At 69.0% G+C, this 21845-nt stretch carries 26 protein-coding genes, 2 tRNA genes and 1 pseudogene; 13 read left to right on the top strand and 16 right to left on the bottom strand.

Features of this window, described 5'->3' with window-relative positions; all coding sequences use genetic code 11:
- Window position 1 precedes the first annotated feature (1 nt).
- Window positions 2-454, bottom strand: coding sequence for an Hsp20/alpha crystallin family protein (locus YWY_RS0103205; RefSeq protein WP_028846433.1), 453 nt, complete (start codon window positions 452-454; stop codon window positions 2-4).
- Between the two features lie 216 nt (window positions 455-670).
- Between YWY_RS0103205 and YWY_RS20025 the strand changes: the two genes are divergently transcribed.
- A complete protein-coding gene (locus YWY_RS20025) occupies window positions 671-1279 on the top strand; it encodes a CBS domain-containing protein (protein ID WP_051309690.1) in 609 nt (202 codons plus the stop codon).
- 15 nt (window positions 1280-1294) lie between these two features.
- Here YWY_RS20025 and YWY_RS0103195 read toward each other — a convergent pair whose 3' ends face one another.
- The 5 genes from YWY_RS0103195 to YWY_RS0103170 form a co-directional block, all read right to left on the bottom strand.
- Window positions 1295-1561 carry a DUF1876 domain-containing protein gene (locus tag YWY_RS0103195; RefSeq protein ID WP_028846432.1) on the bottom strand — a complete coding sequence of 89 codons (267 nt, stop codon included), beginning with the start codon at window positions 1559-1561 and terminating at the stop codon, window positions 1295-1297.
- A 168-nt stretch (window positions 1562-1729) separates the two neighbouring features.
- Window positions 1730-2233 (bottom strand): hypothetical protein, encoded by a 504-nt coding sequence (locus YWY_RS0103185; RefSeq protein WP_028846430.1) that lies wholly within the window; start codon window positions 2231-2233, stop codon window positions 1730-1732.
- A gap of 1 nt (window position 2234) precedes the next feature.
- Window positions 2235-3227, bottom strand: coding sequence for a WXG100 family type VII secretion target (locus YWY_RS0103180; protein ID WP_028846429.1), 993 nt, complete (start codon window positions 3225-3227; stop codon window positions 2235-2237).
- Between the two features lie 43 nt (window positions 3228-3270).
- Window positions 3271-3615, bottom strand: coding sequence for a hypothetical protein (locus tag YWY_RS0103175; protein WP_028846428.1), 345 nt, complete (start codon window positions 3613-3615; stop codon window positions 3271-3273).
- 369 nt (window positions 3616-3984) lie between these two features.
- On the bottom strand, window positions 3985-4719 hold the full coding sequence (locus YWY_RS0103170; protein WP_028846427.1) for a FadR/GntR family transcriptional regulator: 735 nt from the start codon (window positions 4717-4719) through the stop codon (window positions 3985-3987).
- Window positions 4720-4970: 251 nt separating this feature from the next.
- On the opposite strand from YWY_RS0103170, the gene YWY_RS24765 reads away from it, so the two are divergent.
- Window positions 4971-5096, top strand: coding sequence for a hypothetical protein (locus tag YWY_RS24765; protein ID WP_281168968.1), 126 nt, complete (start codon window positions 4971-4973; stop codon window positions 5094-5096).
- A 94-nt stretch (window positions 5097-5190) separates the two neighbouring features.
- On the opposite strand, the gene YWY_RS20020 is transcribed toward YWY_RS24765, so the two are convergent.
- Complete coding sequence (locus YWY_RS20020; RefSeq protein WP_084608911.1) at window positions 5191-6585, bottom strand: MFS transporter; 1395 nt, start codon at window positions 6583-6585, stop codon at window positions 5191-5193.
- Between the two features lie 578 nt (window positions 6586-7163).
- A complete protein-coding gene (locus tag YWY_RS0103155; protein ID WP_051309604.1) occupies window positions 7164-7595 on the bottom strand; it encodes a GtrA family protein in 432 nt (143 codons plus the stop codon).
- A 327-nt stretch (window positions 7596-7922) separates the two neighbouring features.
- Here YWY_RS0103155 and YWY_RS24275 point away from each other — a divergent pair, with 327 nt between their 5' ends.
- From YWY_RS24275 to YWY_RS0103140, 3 genes are all read left to right on the top strand, one after another.
- Window positions 7923-8099 carry a hypothetical protein gene (locus tag YWY_RS24275; protein ID WP_028846425.1) on the top strand — a complete coding sequence of 59 codons (177 nt, stop codon included), beginning with the start codon at window positions 7923-7925 and terminating at the stop codon, window positions 8097-8099.
- Window positions 8100-8142: 43 nt separating this feature from the next.
- Complete coding sequence (locus YWY_RS0103145; protein WP_028846424.1) at window positions 8143-8382, top strand: PLD nuclease N-terminal domain-containing protein; 240 nt, start codon at window positions 8143-8145, stop codon at window positions 8380-8382.
- Window positions 8383-8689: 307 nt separating this feature from the next.
- Window positions 8690-9754: a hypothetical protein gene (locus YWY_RS0103140; RefSeq protein WP_156899084.1), complete on the top strand. Its 1065-nt coding sequence runs from the start codon at window positions 8690-8692 to the stop codon at window positions 9752-9754.
- Between the two features lie 34 nt (window positions 9755-9788).
- Here the strand turns inward: YWY_RS0103140 and YWY_RS0103135 are convergent, their stop codons facing one another.
- Together YWY_RS0103135 and YWY_RS0103130 are read right to left on the bottom strand one after the other, a co-directional pair.
- A complete protein-coding gene (locus tag YWY_RS0103135; RefSeq protein WP_028846422.1) occupies window positions 9789-10361 on the bottom strand; it encodes an Rv1733c family protein in 573 nt (190 codons plus the stop codon).
- A gap of 271 nt (window positions 10362-10632) precedes the next feature.
- A tRNA-Ile gene (locus YWY_RS0103130) sits at window positions 10633-10706 on the bottom strand.
- Between the two features lie 235 nt (window positions 10707-10941).
- Between YWY_RS0103130 and YWY_RS0103125 the strand changes: the two genes are divergently transcribed.
- The 4 genes and pseudogenes from YWY_RS0103125 to YWY_RS24995 all read left to right on the top strand — a co-directional run bounded on the left by YWY_RS0103125 (window position 10942) and on the right by YWY_RS24995 (window position 14376).
- On the top strand, window positions 10942-11220 hold the full coding sequence (locus YWY_RS0103125; protein ID WP_028846421.1) for a hypothetical protein: 279 nt from the start codon (window positions 10942-10944) through the stop codon (window positions 11218-11220).
- A gap of 878 nt (window positions 11221-12098) precedes the next feature.
- Window positions 12099-12494, top strand: coding sequence for a nuclear transport factor 2 family protein (locus YWY_RS0103115; protein WP_028846419.1), 396 nt, complete (start codon window positions 12099-12101; stop codon window positions 12492-12494).
- A 99-nt stretch (window positions 12495-12593) separates the two neighbouring features.
- A pseudogene (locus YWY_RS25000) lies at window positions 12594-13706 on the top strand (FAD-dependent monooxygenase); the annotation flags it as partial.
- A 268-nt stretch (window positions 13707-13974) separates the two neighbouring features.
- Complete coding sequence (locus YWY_RS24995) at window positions 13975-14376, top strand: aromatic-ring hydroxylase C-terminal domain-containing protein (RefSeq protein WP_353744555.1); 402 nt, start codon at window positions 13975-13977, stop codon at window positions 14374-14376.
- 756 nt (window positions 14377-15132) lie between these two features.
- Here the strand turns inward: YWY_RS24995 and YWY_RS0103090 are convergent.
- Window positions 15133-15205 (bottom strand) — tRNA-Asn (locus YWY_RS0103090).
- Between the two features lie 150 nt (window positions 15206-15355).
- On the opposite strand from YWY_RS0103090, the gene YWY_RS0103085 reads away from it, so the two are divergent.
- Window positions 15356-15604, top strand: a complete 249-nt coding sequence (locus tag YWY_RS0103085) for a hypothetical protein (RefSeq protein ID WP_028846417.1) — start codon at window positions 15356-15358, stop codon at window positions 15602-15604.
- Window positions 15605-15636: 32 nt separating this feature from the next.
- Here YWY_RS0103085 and YWY_RS0103080 read toward each other — a convergent pair whose 3' ends face one another.
- The 3 genes from YWY_RS0103080 to dnaG are packed head-to-tail and all read right to left on the bottom strand — an operon-like array spanning window position 15637 to window position 18790.
- Window positions 15637-16398, bottom strand: a complete 762-nt coding sequence (locus YWY_RS0103080) for a trans-aconitate 2-methyltransferase (protein WP_028846416.1) — start codon at window positions 16396-16398, stop codon at window positions 15637-15639.
- A gap of 2 nt (window positions 16399-16400) precedes the next feature.
- A complete protein-coding gene (locus tag YWY_RS0103075; protein ID WP_028846415.1) occupies window positions 16401-16898 on the bottom strand; it encodes a hypothetical protein in 498 nt (165 codons plus the stop codon).
- The gene (dnaG, locus tag YWY_RS0103070) at window positions 16898-18790 is read right to left on the bottom strand and encodes a DNA primase (protein WP_028846414.1); all 1893 of its coding nucleotides are present in this window, start codon (window positions 18788-18790) and stop codon (window positions 16898-16900) included. The genes YWY_RS0103075 and dnaG overlap by 1 nt, the downstream gene beginning before the upstream one ends.
- Window positions 18791-18882: 92 nt before the next feature.
- On the opposite strand from dnaG, the gene YWY_RS0103065 reads away from it, so the two are divergent.
- The 3 genes from YWY_RS0103065 to YWY_RS0103055 all read left to right on the top strand — a co-directional run bounded on the left by YWY_RS0103065 (window position 18883) and on the right by YWY_RS0103055 (window position 20666).
- The gene (locus YWY_RS0103065) at window positions 18883-19077 is read left to right on the top strand and encodes a ferredoxin (protein WP_028846413.1); all 195 of its coding nucleotides are present in this window, start codon (window positions 18883-18885) and stop codon (window positions 19075-19077) included.
- 15 nt (window positions 19078-19092) lie between these two features.
- Window positions 19093-20019 (top strand): RNA polymerase sigma factor SigJ, encoded by a 927-nt coding sequence (gene sigJ / locus YWY_RS0103060; RefSeq protein ID WP_028846412.1) that lies wholly within the window; start codon window positions 19093-19095, stop codon window positions 20017-20019.
- Window positions 20020-20102: 83 nt separating this feature from the next.
- The gene (locus YWY_RS0103055; protein WP_028846411.1) at window positions 20103-20666 is read left to right on the top strand and encodes a carboxymuconolactone decarboxylase family protein; all 564 of its coding nucleotides are present in this window, start codon (window positions 20103-20105) and stop codon (window positions 20664-20666) included.
- A gap of 3 nt (window positions 20667-20669) precedes the next feature.
- On the opposite strand, the gene YWY_RS0103050 is transcribed toward YWY_RS0103055, so the two are convergent.
- A complete protein-coding gene (locus YWY_RS0103050; RefSeq protein ID WP_028846410.1) occupies window positions 20670-21086 on the bottom strand; it encodes an organic hydroperoxide resistance protein in 417 nt (138 codons plus the stop codon).
- A 188-nt stretch (window positions 21087-21274) separates the two neighbouring features.
- On the bottom strand, window positions 21275-21733 hold the full coding sequence (locus YWY_RS0103045) for a MarR family winged helix-turn-helix transcriptional regulator (protein WP_028846409.1): 459 nt from the start codon (window positions 21731-21733) through the stop codon (window positions 21275-21277).
- Window positions 21734-21845 lie beyond the last annotated feature (112 nt).

Here is a 21845-nt window from a genome sequence, read left to right as displayed (position 1 = left end):
GTCATTCCCGGTCGCTTTCCCCCGCGGCAGGCCCGGTGGTGATCTTCACCCGCTTCACCGGCTCCGCCGCCTCCTCCAGCGCCACGGTGACGGTGAGGATGCCGTTGTCGTAGGACGCCTCGACCTCGTCCTCGCGTGCCCCTGGCGGAAGCGCGATCGAGCGGGTGAACCGGCCGTAGCGGAACTCGGACCGGGTCTTGCCCGTGGTGCGTTCGGTGCGCTCGGCCTCGATGGACAGCACGCCGTTGCGCACGGACACGGTGATGTCCTTCTCCGGGTCCATGCCCGGCAGTTCGGCTCGCACCGTGTACCGGCCGTCCGCGAGCTCGTCCTCGATGAGCGGCACATGCGCGTCGAACAGCGCGGGCAGGCCGGACAGCGACGGGAAGGTGTCGAACAGCTCGGACAGCGCCGGCAGCAGCGGCTGCGGGCGACGGGGGGACAGCAAGCCCATGGCGAACTCCTTTCCGAATCGTGAACCGGGCATCGGCTCGATGCTTCTGCCTCGATTCCACGCGGCGGCGACGGCGGAGCGCAGTGCCAGACGTCCCGACTCGATGGGGCCGGTCGAACGGTTCACAAGACCCTGCCCCCGCCGACCAATGGCAGAGGCGGCGGGTGCGGCCGCGACATACCGTCGCGATATCACGAGCCGAAGAAGGTGAACGCCATGCGAGCCGCCGAGATCATGACCAGGCCGGTCGTCACCGTCAGCCCGGACACCCCGGTACGCGAAGCGATCCACGAGCTGGTGGAGAACGGTTTCGCGGGCCTTCCGGTGGTGGACGACCGCGGACAGGTGGTCGGCGTGATCACCGAACAGGACGCGCTGGCCGCAAGCATCCGCGACGACGGCATGACCGGCACCGTCGCCGACGTGATGAAGCACCCGGTGGAGGTCACCACGCCGGACGCCGACATGCACGAGCTCGTACACCTGATGATCGACAACCGCCTGCGCTGCCTGCCGGTGGTCCGCGACGGCGAACTCGTCGGGATCATCAGCAGGCGTGACCTGCTCAGGCCGCTGGTGCGGCCGGACGACGCGATCCAGGCCGGTGTCGCCCGGCTGCTGACCGAGTACACCAATCTGCGCCTGCCGTGGCGGGTGAGGTCGGTGGCAGGAGCGGTCACCATCTCCGGGAAGTTCCGGGACCACGCCGAACGGCTCGTCGTGGAAGCGATCGCGCGCACGGTGCCCGGCGTGGTGAGCGTCGAGCTCACCGACGCCGCCCCGGAGCCCAGCACGGACGGGCGCACCACGGTCGGTACCGGCTGAGGATCGCCCGGTTCGCTACTCGACGAGCGAGGTGGGCCGATGCGTCACGGCCTCGATGTCGGCCGAGGCCTGCTCGACGAGCTGGTGCGACAGGTCCGCCAGGGCGCGCGCCACCGCCAGCTCGTCGCCGATCGCCGGAACGTCCTCGTCGTGCGGGTTCCGCCTGGCGAGGCCGGTGCCGACCGTGGCCGCGTCCGTGGTGCGCAGTTCGGCCCGTGCCCTGGTCTGCCGCTCGTGCTCGTCGATGACGATCTCCACGGTCCAGGTCTTCGCCTCCGGCATGGCAACCACCCTCCTGGCCGGCCGCGCCGACCGGCCCGATGTGCCGGTGCAACCGTGCGGGACCGCCCTGATGCGCCTGACAGCGACGCTAGGCGGCGGCACGCAGGGCCTGCTGCGGCAGAAAGTCGGCAGCGCACAGGACCTGCGACCGGGGACTTTCCGCCCCGCCTACCGCAGCGGGTGGTAGTCGTCGAAGTCGTCGATGCCGTCGTCGTCTTCCGGCTCGTCGCGCCGCGGCGGCCGGGCCGGGCCCGAGCTCGCCTGACCCCGCGCCCCCGGCGGAGCAGGCGGCGCCCCGGGTCCGTCACCCTCGACTTCGCGCCGGGCCTCTTCCAGCTCCGGGTCGTCGGCGAGCGCCTCGGCGACCGCATCCCGGTTCTGCGCCATCATCCGGTCCAGGTGAGCGTGCAGCAGGTCCCGGTTCGGCGACTCGCCGGAGAACACCGCCTGCCAGGAGTCCTCACCGGCGTCGACCAGGCGGGCCAGCTCCCGCATGTCCTCGCCCAGCTCGCCGCTGCGAGCCAGCCGGTGCAGCTCGCTGATCTCCTCGTCGGTCGGCTTGTTGCGCTCCTTGAAGCGCTCCAGCTCGCGCCGCGCCTCGGCGATGGTGGCGTTCAGCTCGCGGAAGGCGTTCCGGATCGCGTCGTCGTAGGCGGAGAAGTCGGTGGCCATGTCATGCCGCCTTCGGGGCCGGGGGCAGCGACTCGAGCGTGATCTGGTTCGCGATCATCTTGATCGAGTCGATGATCATCTTCAGCGCGTCCCAGAACACCTTGATCACCTTGATGGCCTTCCAGATCATCTGCACCGCCTCCTTGGCGGACTTGATCAGCTTCCACTGCCCGTAACCGGGAATGGCGGCGTTGGACAGCGCCGCGGACGCCAGGTCCACGACCGTCTTGACGATGTCCACCACCACCTGGGCCATCTGCAGCGCCTGCTTGGTCGAGTCGAGCAGGTGCTCGCTCATCTTGCGCATGCCGGAAGCCTGGTCGCCCAGCGCCTCGAGCCACTTCTGGATCTGCTTCCTGGCCGCGGTCGCTCCGTCGCCGGACCAGGTGCCGTCGATCACCTGCTGGCCTTTCGCCAAGTTCTCCTTGCTGACGTCGGTGCAGGCGGCGAGCTTGTTCCACGCGTCGGCCTGACGGGCCGCCTTCTCCGTGTCACCGGTGATCCACTTGGCGACTTCCTCCCGGATGTCCGGCCCGCCGACGTAGCTGACCAGCTCGCAGACCTTGTCCAGCGCGAAGCCGAAGGAGACCTCGGGCGGCGGCCCGACCTCGGAGCTGGGCGCGGTCAGCTCCGCGGAGCCGTCCTGGTGGCTGAACGACTTCGACTCGCCGTCGTCCTCCACCCGGCCGGGATCGCCCTTGTCCAGCTTGGTGAAGTCGTTGCGCGCCGCGTCCTCCATGTCCTTGTAGGTCCGTTCGGCGGCGGCGAGCGCCTTGCTGGTCTTCTGCAGGCGGGTGTGGTCCTCCCGCAGCACCTCGTGGAACTTCGGGATCATCTGCTCGTACGGATCGGTGATCAGTTCGAGAATCCGCCCGAAGTCGCCGTCGGCGATGTTGCTCTGCGCGTAGTCGTGTGCGCTTCCCATGTCGGAGGCGACGTTCCCGACTTCCTTCGCCCAGCCGCGGAGATCGGCTCGCTCGACCGTGTAACCCACCTGCTTCTCCCCTTCGCTCGTGCCTGCGGACCTCGCCTCGCGGTCAGCCCGTCGCCTGCTCCATGAGGACGACGAGCCCGACGTCGACCGCCACGACGGCCAGGTAGGTGACCCACTGAGCCCAGGGACGCCAGCGCCGAAGCTTCGCCACCAGCGCCACGACGACGCCGGCGACTCCGGCCGCGACGAGCCCGGCCTTCCAGCCGGAACTCGATGCGGTCAAGCCGGCGAACACGGCAACGACACCGGCCAGCAGAGCGCCGTACAGCGCGATGTCACGCAGCCACTCCACGACGATCACGGCCAGCGCGGAAGGAACGAGGCGGCCGAGCGCTTTCCGCCGCTCCGCCTGATCCGACGCGTTGTCGTAGGCCTCGGCGTGCCGCATGGCCGCCTCGTGGAGATGTCCTTCGTGCTCTGCCCCCGTCGGCCTGTCGGGTTCGTGAGTCAACTCGCCAGCCTTCCCCAGCACTTCCGGCTCTCGCAGTGCTGAGACAGTACATCGGGCCACCTACACCAGCAATTCGTCCGACGCGGCAGGGGGAATTCCGGTTCCGGAAAATTCGCGGCGACCGGCAAGATCCTTTTCGGCAGGCATCCGCAGCCCTGTGTGCCAGCAGACATCCGCAGCCCGACGTGGGCCGTGAAAAGTCGCTGTCCTCCGGGGTGCGACCAGCCAGGCGGCACCTGGCGAGCACCGTGCGGGCACACGGCACGCGCCCGTTCGGCGCCCTCGACCTCGCCTGCCTCGGTCACCTCAGCTGACCGGGGCTGCCTCGGCTCGCTCGGCCAGTGACTCCCCGAGCAGTGCGGTGACGTAGGCGATGTGACCCGCCATCTTGGCGCTGGCCATCCGTTCGTCCCCTGCCTCGATGGCGTCGGCGATCGCGCGGTACTGGTCGACGACGATGTGCACGTCTTCCGCACGCCTGATCACGTGCTGAATTCTGCCGTCGAGCAGGTTCATGACGGCGTGGAACACCGATTGCAGTGGCGCGTTGTGACTCGCCGCGGCGATGGCGGCGTGGAACTCACCTTCGGCTTTCGCGAATTCGTCGGCCGAATCCGGGGTGGCCATCCGGTCGAGGCAACGGTCGATGGCTGCGATGTCGTCTTCGGTGCGCCGCTGGGCAGCCAGCCGGGCGAGGGCCACCTCCACGAAGTGCCGCGCCTCGACGAGTTCCCATGCCTGGCGGCCACCGAGCAACAGGCCCCACGAGACCGTCCGGGACAGCAGCGTCGCTCCAGCCTCGGCCAGGTACGTCCCGTCACCTTGGCGGACCTCCACGAACCCCAGCACGTTCAGGCACTTCATGGCGTCGCGCAAGACCGTGCGTCCCACGCCGAGTTGTTCGACCAGCTGCCGCTCCGGGGGAAATCGGTCGCCCGGTTCCATCCGGTTGGCCACGGTCTGCTGCACGATGTGCTGGACGATGTCCGCGACGGTGTGCTGTCGGGCAGTCGGGGCGGCTTGGAAGACGACGTCGGTCACGTCACAACCTTGCCATGGCGCGATACCGACAGTGTGCGCCCCACCAGCCGAGAGTAGCCACCTGCCAGTGCCCGGTCCTTCGTCGCACCGGTTCGCCCGGAGCGCGGGCGCGCTGGCGCTTGTGAACCTCTGACCACCCTTGCCGTCGGCGGGTCAGGCGGTGACCGGTCTCACCACGCGGAACGGAAATACCCGCCATTGCCCGGGCGATGAAACGGGTGGGGGTATCACACTCGCAAGGAGGGCACGAATTGACCGAGTCCCTGGTGACGATGCTGGCGGCGGAGATCGGCATTCTGTTCGCCTTGGCATCGGGCCTGGCGTGGTGGGCCAAGCGCGGGTTCCGGCTGCCCAAGCGCAATTGCCGCACTCACTGAAAGAAGCAGCGCCGCAGCGCGGCCACGACCATGGAAAACGGGCTTTCCGCCGCGACGGAAAGCCCGTTTTCGCCGAGCCAGGGGTGTGCGGCCACTACGCAGGCGCGGGAACCACCCGCGCACGCTTGGACCGCTTGGCATCAGGAATCTCGGTGCCCCGCAGCGACGCGCCCGCCGTCTCCGGTGCGAAGTAGACCGCGACGATGCCGATGATGCTGGCCCCCATCATGTAGAACGCCGGGAAGTAGTCCGTCCACGACGTCGTCAACGCTTCGTTGATCGCCGGGGTGGGCCCGCCTGCGACCGCCGTCGCCACGTTGTAGGTCAACGCGAAGGCGGTGAATCGCACGTGGGTCGGGAACAGCGCCGGGAACGTCGCCGAAATGGTCGACAGCTGCGGCACATAGCAGATGCCGAGCACCAGCAAGGCGATGATCTTGACGAGCAGATTCCCGTGCAGCAGGAAGTAGAAGGCGGGCAGCGCCAGCAGGAAAAGGCTGATCCCGGACAAGTACCAGGACGGTTTCCGGCCGAAGCGGTCGGATGCGGCGCCGCCGAGCGGCATCAGGATCATCATCACCGCGTACATGATCGCGGTCAGGCCCAGGCTCCAGCTGCCGGACAAGCCGCCGCGCTCCGGGTCGGCCAGGTATTCGACCATGTAGACGAACAACGTGTAGTTGTGCACGTTCAGCATGAACACCATGCCCGCGCAGATCGCTATCGGGCGCCAGTGTTTCACCAGGTCGCGCAGCTGCGTCTTGGTTTCGTGCTCCTGCTTGCCCTCGGCCACCAGCTCGGTGAACACCGGGCTCTCCTCCAGCTTGGCCCGCATGTACAGGCCGAACAGGCCGATCGGCGCCGCCAGCAGGAACGGAATGCGCCACCCCCACGCAAGAAACGCCTCGGCCGACATGAACGCCTGCAGCGCGGAACCGAGCAGCGAACCGGCCAGGAAGCCGGAAAGCGTGCCGAATTCCAGGAAGCTTCCGTAGAAGCCGCGTTTGTTGTCCGGCGCGTGCTCGGCCATGAACGTCGCGGCCCCGCCGTACTCCCCGCCGGCGGCCAGTCCCTGCACCACGCGCAGCAGCACCAGAATGAACGGCGCGAGCCAGCCGAGCACGCTGAATCCGGGCAGGACGCCGATCAGGAACGTTCCCCCGGAAATCAGCAGGACGGTCAGCGCCAGGATCTTCTGCCTGCCGACACGATCACCCAGTGCACCGAAGATGGCGCCGCCCAGCGGACGGAACAGGAACGGCACCGCGAAGATCACGAACGTGATGATCGTCCCGGTGGTGGACCGATCCATGGGGGCGGGCAGGAAGTTGGCCTGGATGGCCGTGGCCAGGAAGCCGTAGATCGCGTAGTCGTACCACTCGATCCCGTTTCCGATGGCCGATCCCCCGATGACTTTGCGCAGGCCCCGTCGATCCGTCGCGATACTGCCCTCGCCGCGGTGCCCGGTCGCGGAATCCTGTTCTGACATCCGTTCCCCTTCCGCCGGTTCCATTCGCGTCGGGCCACGCTACGCGCGGCAGCGCGCTCGGCCAAACACCACGCATACGTACCCAGAACGGGCCACCGTCATGTGGCTGCAGCAGCACACCATTTCCCCCGAAAGAGCGAAATCCCGACAACCGGACATTCCGCCCAATTTCCTGGACCGCGGTCGGCGGGCGCTCAGAACGCATTTCCGGCGACGGGCGGGCGGCAATATCGCAGGTCAGCCCAGCGTCGCCGAGCCAGGGTCCGGCACGCCGCGCGAGGACCGTGATCGCGGCCCGCGGGCGGGGAAGCACCCTCCGGGCCGCTCCCGTCGGCATCCGTGCGGCCGGGCAAAGATCACCTGAGTGGTGGTCGTCACATCTCCCGGCCGCAAGGCTCGAGGCACGAGCGACAACGGCGTCCCGGGCACCAGGAAGTGCCCGGGACGCGAAGCTGACCGCGACCACGGCCCGCCACCGCAACCACCGGTCCCTTGACCTCCACGGGAAGCCGGCGCCGGCGAAGCGCCACCGCGAGCGCGATCGGCACAGGACGCGGCATGACGGAACGCGGCGGCCGTCAGCTGCGGGCCGTAGCGCGGAACACCCAGCCACGCAGCAGAAGAAAGCGGGCGATGCCACCCGCGACCGCGGCGAGAACGATCACCGCGGTTTGCTGAGTTGCGGTGGGATCGACCACGAACGCCGCAAGGAGGAGCAGTGCTGAGGAACTGTATGTGGCGTCGTAGAACACGGTCGCCACGACCGCGACAAGCCTTCGCCCCCGCTCGCTGCGCCGGGAGCGGAACGTGACCCGGTGATGGAACTCGACGTTCGCAGTCGCCGTGACGGAGATGGCGACGACGTTGGCAGCGAACGGCCCGAGTGCCCCACGGAGCAGGAGGAACAAGACGGCATGCGCCGCAGTGACAGACGCACCCGCGGCAATGTACAGGAGGGCTTGCGCGGTGAAGGCTCTCCGCGGGCCGGGGTTCCGCATCGTGGTGATCACTCGAGACCACCGGCCGCGACTGTTGCCGCCCTCCCGCAAGCACCGGCAGCAAGCACGACACCAAGCCGAGCTACCGGCGGCACGGCGCGCCCTCCCACAAGCACAGGGAACGAGGGCACCGACTCGCCCGCTTCAGCTCGGCCACACCTCCACCCTGAGACGAGCTCGGGCCTCGTCGCGAGTGCCGGTAGTCCCTTCGCAGCAAGCGAAGTCCGGCACCGCGCCGGGGGTGGTCGCGGCGACCCGGCCAGTAGGGAACAAAGCCACAGGTGCCGGTGGGCCTGGCGGCCCTGGCCGTCCACCGGCCGACTCCAGCAGGCTGATCCGATGAGCAACAATGCGGGCAGCGCGACCGGCGGCGCCGTCTACTTCTTCGGCATCTTCGGCGCCTGGGTGTTCTTCTGGCAGCAGGCGGATCAGTTCTGGGACTATGCCCTGGCCGTCCTGCAGGGACTGGTGTGGCCGGCGTTCCTGGTCTACGACGCGTTCGTCGCGCTGCGCTGACCGGCCCGCAGCGGCGGCACTGCACTCGTACCGTGGAGAAATCATGCAAGCCAAGAAGACGTGGCGGGAACTGTCGCCCGCTCAGCGCGGCGCGGTCGTGGCCGTCGGTTGTGTCCAGCTCGGGCTCGCAGCGGCCGCGTGGCGAGACCTCGCGCGCCGCCCGGCCGGGGAGATCCGTGGTGCCAAGGCGCTGTGGGTGGCCGTCATCGCGGTCAACTTCGTCGGACCGATCGCCTACTTCCGCTGGGGCCGGAAGCCTGGAAAGGCGACGTCCGCGCAGTAGCGCCCTGCACCACGTCATCGCCGCCATCGCCGATCAGCATGGGCTGGTCCCGCACACAAAGGCCCGCCCGGGGCTCGGCCGTTCGTCTCTCGACGACGCTGCAGATCGAACCCTTGAGTTCGATCCGGCTCCGATCCTCGGGCGGGTCACCGGTCTCCCGGCACATTCATGGTGCTCCGCGCATCAGGCCGGGCGCGTGAGCCGAAAGTCCTCGCTTCGGCCGCCATCGGGCCCACGACCGATCCTGGACCGGTCAAGCAGGCGATTCGCCTGACCCGCGGCCGCACGCTCGGTACCGTCCGTGTCCATGTGGTGGGGCAGGCGGAAGCGGGCCGAGCGCATCACCCTCGTCGAGGAAACCAGGGGCGAGATCCACGAAGCCTGGGTCGAGGTCTTCACGCTTCAGGAGCAGTCGTCCGAGGGACCGGACCTCGATGCCGCCTTGTCCGGCATCATGGCGAGGCTGCGTGCCCGTCTGTCGCCGCGCATGGCGGCATTGTCGGAGCTCGCCTCGTCGGGGCGACTGGAGTCGTTCCATGTGCGGATGGCCCTGGAACAACTGGACGATGCCGCCGTGGTCGCGAGAAGCGCGCCCTGTGGCAGCACGACGACGATCGACCAGCTTCTCATGTCGGCCAGCGGCCACCTGGTCGAGGCTGCCTGCCGCATCGAGTTCCCGAGGATGTACCGGAAAGCTGCCGGTGACCGACCGGTGTCCGCCGGGCCGGCCTCCCCCGGCCCGGCCATGACGAGCGTGCTCGGGCCACAAGCACCGCCCTCGGACCCCGACCGACGGCATGGCGAGCCGCTGTCCCGATCGGCGTCGCCGGAAGCGACGCCCATCCGGAACGAGCTACGCGACGCCTTTCTTCCGGTGTGTGATGCCCTCTACTGGGCGATGATCGATGCCGACAACCTGGAGGGCGAAGAACCGGAGGAGACGCGTCGGGAGCTCGCGCGCATCATGGCGGAGCCGAAAGCCGAACTGGAGCCGGCCATGGCGCAGTGGACCGAGCTGGCTTCCGGTGACCGGCCCGAGTCACCCGCCCTGCGGACGGCGCTTGCCGCTCTGCGAGCCGCCGACGAGGCTGTCCGGCATCCCGATCTCGCGCACGCGGGCCTGCTCGGCACGACCAGCCAGATGCAGGTCTGGAGATGGTTGGAGCTGGCCGAAGCAAACGTGGGCTGGCTCGTCGTGGCTGCCGACGAGGGACCTGCGCCTCAGGCGCCGGTGGTCGACCCGCGCCACGACCGTGGTGAGCCACCACGGACGACTGCCCAGGCAACTGCCGCCCCCGACCGCCACCCGGCACTGCCACAGCCTTACCGGGACCTGCGCGTGCCGTGGTATCGACGGCTTTTCCGCCGGTAGCCGCCGCACGAGGGACCCCACCTGGGATGCCGCATCACCGCGACGAGAGTTCGCCGAACTCCCGCCACTCGCGCTCCCACATGGCGTACCGCTGCCGATCGAGTGCTCTGCGCGCCAGCACGACCGTTCCCGCCAGCAGACCGGCCACGCCGAGCCAGGTCAGCAACGCCAGGCAGGCGGCATCCCATGCAGCGTCCGGCACGGGCAGCGGCGGCGGCACCCGGTGACCGTTCTCGTCGACCCAGATGTCGATCCGGTCGCCTTGCCGTGCCCCCGGATTGGCCGGGACCTTCTCCACCATGCGCCTGCCGTCCCAGTGCCATGCGGCAGGCACCATCGGTGTGATGAGCAACCTCGGCTCCATGGGCGGTGCGTCCGCCAGCAGTGTCGCGGTGATCTGCGTCCGGCTCGCCTGCTGCTCCTCGGCGGTGTCCACCACTTCGGCGTGCACCAACGACCCCACGACCCCCGCGAGCGGCATCGCGGCCAGCGCCAGCAGCACGGCCAGCGCCACGATCACCGCCTCGATGCGATCGCATCGGCGCACCAGCGGGTTTCGCCGTACGCCGCTGCGCAACAGGAGCCACCAACGACCCGTGTCAGCCACGTCTCCACCGTGGCCCGATCCCACCATCTCGCGCGAGTGCCGGTAGTCCTGCCGGGTGGAGCCTTTTCGGCTGAACGACCGCCGGTGGTGCAGACGCCGACACCGGCATGCCCGGTCGCCGGGCACGGCGCCGCCGCTCCGGCTGGGCACGTTGCTCCCGGATCGCGACACCTCGCCTGGCAGAGGACTTCCGGCTGCGGCCGACAGTGGCGTCGAATCCCGTGCCCGTGAAGCGGCGTGCTCGCCACCATCACAGCGTTTCCGCAGGTCGTGGGCCGGGCGGGACTTGAACCCGCGGCCAAGGGATTATGAGTCCCCTGCTCTAACCAACTGAGCTACCGGCCCGGAACGCGACTACCTTGCAGACTACGAGGTCACCGGTGGAGCTCGTCACCCAGGCGTCCCCTGCTCCCCCCAACCCGGCTCGACTGACCAGGCATTTTCACCGCGAAGACGCCATCGCACCTCCACGTGGAGCTCACCCGAACGGACTTTGAGACAAAAAGTTGGCCCAGATGGAACGAACCCGTGTCGCGGGTCACTCCGTGGGGTGAGCGACGAGCCATTCGGAAGGACGACGATGTCTGCCGCAACCCTGCCGAGTCTCCTCACGAGCCACCGCGCCATGGCGTTGCTGCGTGCAGTCGCCGAGGGGCGCGCCGAGATCACCGCCAGTTGCGAGCCGGATCTGTTCATCGACGGCCTGAGCTGCGGTGACCAGTACACCGCGCACCTGCTGGCGCACGCCGGACTCATCCGGCCCGCCCGCCCCACCGAGATCGGCGAACGGGTCCGGGCCGAACTCACCAGCACCGGCCACGCCGTGTTCGCGCGGGCAGGCACGCACCGGGCAGCCTGACCCGGACGACCGGGTTCCCGTGCGACCGCACCTTTGGCACCGATCGTGAGCAGCGCGCACCGTGCCACTGCCGCCTTCTCACGGACAAGCGCCGAAGCCGCACCCACCCCGCGGCAGCTCAGGCACGGTGGCACGTTCTCGGCGCACGGACGACACGATCGCGTCGATTGCGCGGTCGGTGCGCTCGACCAGGTCCGGTCGCTGCACGCTACGGCATTCCCCTACCGACCGGACAGCGTGCCGGTTACCGGCACAGCCGCCTCCGATGTCACCGGCCGTGCACCGATGGTGCCCCGCGGGACGTTCGTCGTTCGGATTCGGCATTCCGTTCGTGGCCCGGCGACCTGTTGCCGAGCCGCCGCACCTCGGCCGGCGACGCCTCTGCCGCACACGACGGCGAATCCGGGCGAGTCCTCGAGTTCATCCGCACCGCCGGGTCCGTCGAGTTCATCGCACCGAGGGCGGACGACACAGCGCCGCGCGCCTCCGACACGACGGGCACGGATGCGTAGTCCATCCCGTCCCGGCTGACGGCCTCGTGCCAATCGGTGGATCCCGGACACCACCAAGCCGCGTCCCTCCGCCGGAGCAAATGACCACCCGGTAGGAGACGGAGATGGCTTGATGGTGTGACGACTACCACAGAAACCGGCCAGCACCATACCGCTGAGCAGAGGCAGCGCACCCGGATTGCGTTTTTCATTCCACCCTTGTCGTGTCTTGCACGTCAGGCGCATGCACGTACGATCACCGGCACCTCGGGCTCCGCGCAATCGCCGCATTGACCGCCTGGTGCACGGGATTACTCTGCCGAGCGCCCCATTACCCACGAGTTGCTTCAACTGCAGCCGGACTCCATCGCGTCATACTGGAGGCGAATGATGACGACTGCTCTGACTTCGCGTTCGTTCGTCGAAAAATATTACGAGCTCATCGACAACGGTCATGTCGACGACGCCATGGAACTGACGACAGAAGATATCAAATTCAAGTTCGCCAATGCCGCCCCCGCCGTCGGCCGGTCCGCCACCAGAGCCGGTATCGACCGAGTGCTGGACCAGTGCAACAAAATCAAGCACGACGTCCTCACATTCTTCGACATTCCCCGCGGTGACGGCCTGCGCGACGTGATTTTCGAGCTGCGCATCACGTACGACCTGAAAAACGGCAAGCACGTGAGCATCCCGGGTTGTGCGGTGACCACGGTGAATTCCGACGGCCGCTTCGTCGAGCAGCGCCTGTACGGGGATCTGACCGACGTCTTCGCCGAATGACTCCCCCTGCCCGGCCGGCACGACCGAGCCGGGCAGGGGACTGCTTCCCGTCCCCCTGACGGCCGTCGCGGTCGGCCGGAACTGTCGATCGGAGTGCCCATGGTGCCTGACGTGAACGTTCCCGTTCTCATCGTTGGCGGCGGCGGATGCGGCTTGACCTCGTCGATCCTGCTGTCCGAGCTCGGCGTCGAAACGCTGCTCGTCGAACGACACGACAGCACGTCGCCGGTCCCGAAGGCGCACTACCTGAACCAGCGCACGATGGAGATCTTCCGCCAGTTCGGGATCGCCGAACCGATCGTCGCGGCCGGCGCACCTCTGGAAGCGTTCGGCAAGGCGACGTGGCGAACGTCGCTCGGGGGCGACGGGCCGCTCGACGGCAAGGTCATCCACGCCATGGACGCCTTCGGCGGCGGCCAGCTGCGCGAGCGCTACCTCCGAGACAGTCCCAGCCTGCCGACCAATCTGCCGCAAGTCCGATTGGAGCCGATCCTGCGGCGCATGGCCGAGGATCGCGCTCCCGGCCGAATTCGATTCGGCCACGAGCTGGTGGATTTCACGCAGGACGACACCGGCGTGACCGCCACGATCGAACCGAAGAACGGAACCGCCTACCGAGTCCGCTGCCAATACCTGATCGGCGCGGACGGCGGAAGATTCGTCGGCCAGAAACTCGGTGTCGTGCTGGCCGGTTCCGGTCGCCTGATCGACATCATCGGATGTCACTTCAAGGCGGACTTGTCCGCCCATTTCTCCGGCGACAGCGTCATCACCTGGCTGATCGACCCCGACGGCGGCGGCCCGTTCGGCAGCGGAGCGCTCCTCCCGATGGGGCCGACCTGGGGCAGGAACTCCGAGGAATGGGTCCTGCATTTCACTTTCCCGCCGGACGATCCGCAGCGGATGTTCGATCACGACGTGCTCGTCGCGCATCTGCGACGGTTGCTGAAAATTCCCGACCTCGACGTCGAGGTGCTGAACGTGAGCCGTTGGGGTCCGGAGGGCGCCCTGGCCGAGCGATTCCGTGCGGGCCGGGTGTTCCTGGCCGGTGACGCCGCGCACCGCACTCCGCCGACGACCGCGCTCGGCCTCAACAGCGCGATTCACGACGTCCACAACCTCGCCTGGAAACTCGCCGCCGTACTCGACGGCACCGCCTCCCCCGCCCTGCTCGACAGTTACGAAACCGAACGCCGCCCCGTCGACGCCGGTTACGTGGATTGGGCGATGTTCACCTTCGTCAACCACACGGTGATCAACGCCGGTCTGGGCTTGAGCCCGAACCAGACACCGGAGCAACGCCACCAGGCGATCGCGGCACTGCTCGCCGACACACCGATGGGGGCCACACCGGGCACGTGCCGTTCAGGTGATCGAAACCCAGCGCACGGAGTTCCACTCGCACGACATCGAGCTCGGATACCGATACGACGACGGTGCCGTCGTACCCGACGGCACCGCTCCCCCACCGCGGGATCCGATGGGATTCGAGTACCGCCCGACGACCCGGCCAGGCCACCGTCTGCCACACGTGTGGCTGAACCATGGCGGCCGACGGGTGTCCACCCACGATCTCGTGGACAAACGCGGATTCGTGCTGATGACCGATCCCAGCGGCACGGCCTGGACGGCAGCCGCCTCGGCCGTCGCGGAAGGGCTGAGAATTCCGCTGCGAACTGTGACGATCGGCGAGAACGGCGAATACACCGACCCCGACGGGGCCTGGGCCCGGTTGAGTCAGCTGGACCGCGGAGGAGCGGTTCTCGTGCGCCCGGATCATCATGTCGCCTACCGATCGACGAGCCCCGTGCCCGATGCCGAGAACGCCCTGCTTCGGGCCCTGAGCGCAGTGCTCGCGCGGCTGCCGGAGCCGGTGGGGTGACCCGGAGCCTGCCCGGCACCATGCTCGGGGCACGGGGCTCTGCCGGGCCGGCCGGGTATCGATTCTCGCTGTCGACCGCACACGTCCTGTCCGGGCCGAATCCGAGGGCGCGCCGGCCGTCCTGCCGACGACGGCGGTCCGTGACCGCGCCGCGAACCTCCGTTCAGCGACCACCAAGCGAGCGGTGGGGCGATCACTGCGTCCAACACTGACAGGGTGGGCATGCCTGCCCGTCCAGCCGGTTTCGGGCAGCGCGACGTCCCGGCGCGCCCTCGCCGAATCCTGGCGCCGGAAGCCCTGACCGGTCGGCGTGCCCGAACGCGCTCGAGGTGGTCGATGCCGTCGCGGCAGCAGGCGCGCCGACCGCACGTCGCGTCCGTACACATGACGTCCTGCGGCGGTGCGGACCGATCGACGGACGTCGGCGGCCGGGCTTATGGGCCGCAGGCGTGCGACTCGAGTACGCGACACCGTGCGCCGGGTTTCAGGATCGCGACGGTCTCGGTTGAGGTGGGACCGCCGACGACGACCGCCGATCGGCTCGGCGACTCAGTGGCCAAGCTCAACGCGAGCACACGGACTGCGACTGGCCGGACAGCACTGCCGACGCCCGAGCAGGGGCCGACGCGATCAGTGCGCAGCTGCTCGAAGAGATGGTCGATGTCAGCTCGAACGGTTGATGTTTGTGGGGGGTCTTGGCGGGTTCGCTGGATCGGCGAGCCTTGATGATCGGAGACCCTCTGACGTGAGGTTTTGCTCCCCCGGTTGGACTCGAACCAACAACCTACCGGTTAACAGCCGGTTGCTCTGCCAATTGAGCTACAGGGGAAAGTCGTCCCGTGCCCCTCGCGGCGCGGCACGAGCAAACTTTATCCCATGGCTTCCGGGGCCCCAGCAGCGGGGTGCACCTTGCGAAGCCGATGAGTGACGGCGCGCCGAAGCGGGAATCCAGCCCGCACGTTCCTACGAGGAGGAGGCCATGGTGCGCATACTTCTTGCCGCCGCAGTCGGTTACGTGCTGGGGACCCGCGCCGGTCGCAGCCGCTACGAGCAGATGGTGCGTGGCTACCGGAAGCTGGCCGAGCATCCCGCTGTGCAGAGCGCTGCCGGCGTCGCCAGGGCGAAGGTCTCGGAGAAGGTGCCGTTCGTCACCGAGCCCGGGAAATCCAAGCCCGCCGCAGCCACGGCGAGCGCGAGCAACCCCCAGCCCGGGGAGGCCCAGCACTAGCGGGCTCAAGCAGCCGACGGTGCACCGCAGCGCTACGCCGCCTGACGAGTCCGGGCCACGAAGAAGACCCGCCGGAAAGGGAACCACGTGGTGCCGTCCGGACGCATCGGGTACGCCTCGCGTAGCCGCGCGCCGAGCTGCGCGCAGAAGTCCGCCCACCGTTCGTCGTTCAACGCTGCGCGGATCGGCCGCAGCGTCGTCCCGGTGAGCCATTCCAGCACCGCATCCGGCCCGTGGAGCCGCTGCAGGTAGGTGGTTTCCCATGCGTCGACGGTGCAGCCGGCCTTCTCCAACAGTTCGGCGTAACCCATCGGGTCGAGAACGTCACGAACCTGGGCCTCGCCGTCCAGGCCCCAGCGCGGGTCGGCGACGAACTCCCTGACCAGCTGATGCGACGGCGATCGCTGATGACCGGGCACCTGCACCGCCAGCCACGCGCCCGGCGGCAGGGCCTCGGCCCACCGCGGCAGCAACTCCTCGTGCCCGGGGACCCACTGCAGCACCGCGTTGCAGACCACCACGTCGGCATCGGCGGGCGGCACCCAGTCCCGGACGTCCTGCACCCGGGCGTCGATCCCGTTCGCGCGGGCGGCCGCGACCATCTCCGGCGAGCTGTCCAGCGCCTTGACCTGGGCGTCCGGCCAGCGCTCGATCAACCGCACGGTGAGATGACCGGGGCCGCAGCCGAGGTCTACGCCCCGGCGTGGCTTGTCCGCATCCACCCGGTTGAGCAGTTCGGCGAACGGCCTGGCCCGCTCGTCGGCGTACCGCAGATACTTCCCGGGATCCCACATGCTCAGCGGCCCACCAGCTTGTCCGCCGCCTCCCTGGCGATGGCGGCGACCACGTCCACGTCGGTGCCCGGATCGGGCCGTGCCTGCAGCACCGGACCGTCCGGAGTCTTGCGCTGCACGAACCACACGCCGCCGCCGTCCGGCAACTCCTTGCGGTAGCGCGAGGTGATCGACCCCTCGACTCGCTTGTGCACGACCGCGGGCAGTTTGCCCGGCTGGGTGAGTTCGAACGTGCGTGGCGGCAGATCCGCGATCAGCACCGCCTTGCCCGCCGTCTGCGTCTGCTGCGCCCACACCACGGTGAGCTTGCCGTCGCCCCACGTCGCCTTCGTCACGAAATGCCATGCGACGTGCCGGTAGCCGTCGCCTTCCGGCAGCCACAGACCACGGTTGGTCGCCACCACGCCGTCGGCCTGAGCCAGCACGTGCTCGTTCGGGTCGAGCGACCCGGTGAAACCATCCGGCAGATCGTCGCCCAGCAGCCGTCGCAGCCACTTCATCAGGTCAAGCCTCCGACCGCGCGCTCGAGCAGCGCCTTGCGGTACTGCTCCAGCGCCACCAGATCACCGAACAGCGCGTGGTACTCCTCGGGCTGATCCACCGGCGACAGCCGTTGCAGCTTCGACTTCACGTCGGCGATCTGCCGGCCGACGAGGCTCTGCTGGACCGCGGCGAGCACCGTGTCGACGTAATGCGCGTCGGCCTCACCGTCCTTGGTGCGCAGCGGCTCGACCGCCAGCTCGGACAGCACGACCTTCGCCGTCTCGTCCGAGCAGTGCTTGCCGGCCGCCTCCAGCAGCTCCGGACCCCGCAGCCCCGATGCCGCGCCGCCCGCGGCCAGCACGGCCTTGTGGATCGCGACATAGACCGGGTGGGTGAAAGCCTCCTCCGGCAGCGCGTCGTAGGTCGGCCCGGCCAGCGCCGGTTCCTGCAGTGCGGCCTTCAGCACCTCGCGCTGCGCCTCCAGGGACGGGTCGCGCGGATCCGGCCGGGGCAGGCTTCCTTGCGCCTTGCGCGGCGACCCGTTGCGGGCCGCCCTGCGGCGGACCACGACCTCGGCCCCCGCCGTCTCGCGTACCCGCCGCACGACCATCGCCTCGTCCTGCCACCCGGTCCAGAACGCCAGCTTCGCCGCGTAGCCGTCCCGCTTCGCCTCGTCCTTGATCCTGGCCACCAGCGGCACGGTCCGCTGCAGGGCCGCGACCTGCCCGTCCACCGAGTCCAGGTCGTACTCGCGCAGGATCGACTTGATCGCGAACTCGAACAGGGGGATGCGCCGGGCCACCAGGTCCCGGACCGCCGCGTCGCCCTTGGCCAGGCGCAGCTCGCACGGATCCATGCCGTCCGGCGCGATCGCGATGTAGGTCTGCCCGGCGAAGGTCTGGTCGCCCTCGAACGCCTTCAGCGCGGCCTTCTGGCCGGCTTCGTCGCCGTCGAAGGTGAAGATCACCTCACCACGGAAGGTGTCGTCGTCCATCATCAGCCGACGCAGCACCGTCATGTGATCGGCACCGAACGCCGTCCCCGACGTGGCCACCGCGGTCGGCACCCCGGCGGCGTGCATGGCCATCACGTCGGTGTAGCCCTCCACGACGACGACCTGGTGCCGCTTGGCGATCTCCCGCTTGGCCAGGTCCAGCCCGAACAGCACCTGGGACTTCCGGTAGATCGGGCTCTCCCCGGTGTTGAGGTACTTCGCCTCGATCTTGTCGTCGTCGAACAGCCTGCGCGCGCCGAACCCGACCACGTCCCCGGCCAGGTCGCGGATCGGCCACAGCAGCCTGCGGTGGAACCGGTCCAGCGGCTTGCCGCGTGAGCCCTGCTTGGCCAGCTGCGCCTTGTACAGCTCCTCGACCTCGAAGCCCTTGGACAGCAGGTACCGGGTCAGCTGGTCCCAGCCGCTCGGCGCGTACCCGCAGCCGAACCGCCGGACGTCCGCGGCGTCGAAGCCGCGCTCGGCCAGGAACTGCCGCGCGGGCTGCGCCTCGGGGGTGTTCAGCTGCTCGGCGTAGAACTCCTGCGCGGCGCGATGCGCCTCGATCAACCGAGCCCGGGTTCCCCGGTCGCGCTGCACGGCCGCACCGCCGCCGGTGTAGGTCAGTGTGTAGCCGACCCGGTCCGCCAGCCGTTGCACCGCCTCGACGAACCCGATGTGCTCGATCTGCATGATGAACTTGATCACATCGCCGCCTTCGCCGCAGCCGAAGCAGTGGAAGGTGCCGTGCGACGGACGCACGTTGAACGACGGGGTCTTCTCGTCGTGGAACGGGCACAGGCCCTTCAACGAGCCGCCACCTGCGCGGCGTAGCGCGACGTAATCGGAGACCACCTCGTCGATCCGGTTGCGCTCGCGAACTTCCGCGATGTCGCTCTCCCGGATCAGCCGTGGCACGCCATTAGTCTAGGACTTCCATCCCAGCCGTGACCCGCTACCGTGCACGGTGGAAGGCGAGATCCCCAGTTCCCGTGAAGGGAGACCAGCACATGCGCATCAGCGTCGAGTCCGATCAGTGCGCCGGCATCGGGCAGTGCCACGAGGTCGACCCCGAGCTGTTCCCGCTCGACGACGACGGCTACAGCGCGGTCGGCAAGGACCGCGACGTACCCGCGGACAAGGAGGAGAAGGCGCGGATCGGTGTCGACAGCTGCCCGATGGCCGCGTTGTTCATCACCGAGTAGTCCCACCGGGGCGCCATGACCTCGCTCGACGTCCTCGCTGAGCAGTTCACTGCGCTGCGCGGCAGGCTGCTCGCCCTCGCCTACCGGCTGACCGGCACGCGCGCGGACGCCGAGGACGCGGTGCAAGAGGCATGGCTGCGCGTGCAAGGGCTGGACGCGGCCGAACGCGACGGCATCCGGGAACTGGCCGCGTGGTCGACCACCGTGGTCAGCCGTATCTGCCTGGACCGCCTGCGTTCGGCCGCTGTGCGCCGGGAGTCCTATGCCGGGCCGTGGCTGCCCGAGCCCGTCGTCACCCCGCTGGACGGGCCGCGCCAGGACGATCCGCTGCAGCTCGCCGTCCAGGGCGAGGAGGTCCGCCTGGCGGCGATGGTCGTGCTGGACAAGCTGACTCCGGAACAGCGTGTGGCGTTCGTGCTGCACGACGCTTTCGGCGTGCCGTTCGCCGAGATCGCCGAGGTGCTCGGGTGCAGCGAAACGACGGCACGGCAGCACGCCAGCCGGGGAAGGCGCGTGCTGGCGGAAGCCGACGTGCCACCGCGGATCGACCTGGCCGAGCAGCGTCAGGTGGTCGAACAGTTCATCGCCGCTCTGCTGGCGCGGGACACGGAACGGCTGACCGCACTGCTGCACCCGGACGCGGTGCTGATCGGCGACTCCGACGGCAAGGCTCGCACGGCCCGGCGTGTCATGCAGGGTGCGGACAAGATCGTCCGGTTCTACCTCGGGCTGTTGCGGCTCTACGCGCCCGAGGCCATCTCGGCTGCCCAGCCGATGCTGGTCAACGGCGACCTCGGGGTGTTCCTGCCGCACCACCCCGGCGACGACCAGTACCGTCCGTTGGATCCGCGGCTGACCGTCGCCGTGGTTCGCGACGGCCGCATCGTCGCTTTCTACGACCACTGCAACCCGGACAAGCTGCGCACCGCAGGTGTGCTCTGAATCACCCCTTCGGGCTGTCACACGCGCAGCCGCCGCCTCGTCAGGGCGGTGTCAGCGCAAACGTTCAGCGAAGGGAGTGCGGCATGCCGCGCATCGCAGCCGTGGACATGAAGAATTCGGGCCTGGCCAACCGGATGATGGCCCGGTTCGCCGAGAAGAGGTACGGCAAGACCCTCGACCCGCTGGCCGTCACCGCGCACCACAAAGGCCTGCTGCGCGCCACCGTAGTGCACGAACTCATGGTGGAGCGGGCAGGCAGCGTACTGCCCGAGGCAGTCCGTGAGCTGGTGGTGTACCGGGCCGCGGTGCGGCTCGGCTGCTCGTGGTGCGTCGACTTCGGCACCATGCTGCAGATCCACCAGGGCCTGGACGTCGAGCGGCTCGAGCACATCGACGAGTACCCGACGTCCGACCTGTTCAGCAGGCAGGAGCGGTTGGCGCTCGCCTACGCCGACGCGATGACCGCGACCCCGGTGGAGGTCACCGACGCCCAGGTGGCCGAACTCGAGGCCGAGTTCGGCCCCGCGGGCGTGGTGGAGCTGACCTATCACATCGCGCTGGAGAACATGCGGGCTCGCAGCAACAGCGCGCTCGGCATCCCCGCGCAGGGGTTCACCGAGTCCTGTCAGGTGCCGGTCGGCGACTGACGGTCAGGCGACGCGCAGCTCGACGTCGATGTTGCCCCGGGTGGCCCGGGAGTACGGACAGACCTGGTGCGCGGCCTCGGCCAGCTCGCGGGCGACATCGGCGTCCACGCCGGGGACGCCGACGGTCAGGGTGACGGCCAGTCCGTAGCCCTCGCCGTCCGGGCCTATGCCCACCTCGGCGGTCACCGAGGAGCCCTCGATCCTCACCTTGCGCCGGCGCGCCACCAGCTGCAGCGCACCGTGGAAGCAGGCCGCGTAGCCCGCTGCGAACAGCTGCTCCGGGTTGGTGCCCTCGCCGCCACCGCCGCCGAGCTCCTTCGGCACGCTGAGGTCGACCTTCAGCCGGTAGTCCGAGGTGCTGACCGCGCCGTCTCGGCCGGCGCCGGTTGCGGTGGCTTGTGCGGTGTAGACGGGTTCCATCGGGTGATCTCCTCATCGGTGTCCTGCCCTGCCCCACCCTCGAGGTGGGACGGGGTGATTCCGCGCGGGCGCGCGGTGTGCCGCCCGGCAGACACACACCTACCGGGACGCTTGCGTGGGAACGGCCGAGCTGGCCGGCGCGGACGGCGGCGGTCAGCCAGCCCGTCTCGCGGCGGCGGGCGGCGCTGTCATCGCGCGGCCGCCATGGCGGTGTGACTTTCGGCGAGGGAGTCCGCCAGCTCCCCCAGTGCGGTACGCAAGGCGACGATGTCCTCCAGCTGCATCTGGGTTGCGCAGCCGATCTTCGCCGGGATGTCGCGGGCACGCTCACGCAGCGAGCGCCCCTTGCCGGTCAACGCGATCTCCACCGAACGCTCGTCCTCGGCACGTCTGCCGGTGGTCACGAGCCCGGCGGCCTTGAGCCGCTTGACCAGCGGGGACAAGGTGCCGGAGTCGAGGTCCAGCTCGGCACCGAGCTCCTTGAGGGTGACCGTGCCCCGCTCCCACAGCACCAGCATCACCAGGTACTGCGGGTAGGTCAGGCCCAGCTCGTCCAGCAGCGGACGGTAGATCTGCTGGATCAGCCGCGTCGCGCGGTACAGCGCGAAGCAGAGCTGGTTGCGAAGGTGCAGATCGCTGTCGCTCACGGCTGAAGCATTGCACACAATTTAATTGCGCGCAATTGAATGGCGCGCAATGAGACTCGTGGCTGGGCGTATGACGACACGTCACCGGCAGCGGCCGACGGGCACGCCGCGA

Source organism: Thermocrispum agreste DSM 44070 (assembly GCF_000427905.1).
GTDB lineage: Bacteria > Actinomycetota > Actinomycetes > Mycobacteriales > Pseudonocardiaceae > Thermocrispum > Thermocrispum agreste.
Note: the sequence above shows the minus strand (reverse complement) of the source record. Positions and strands in the feature narration are given on the sequence as shown.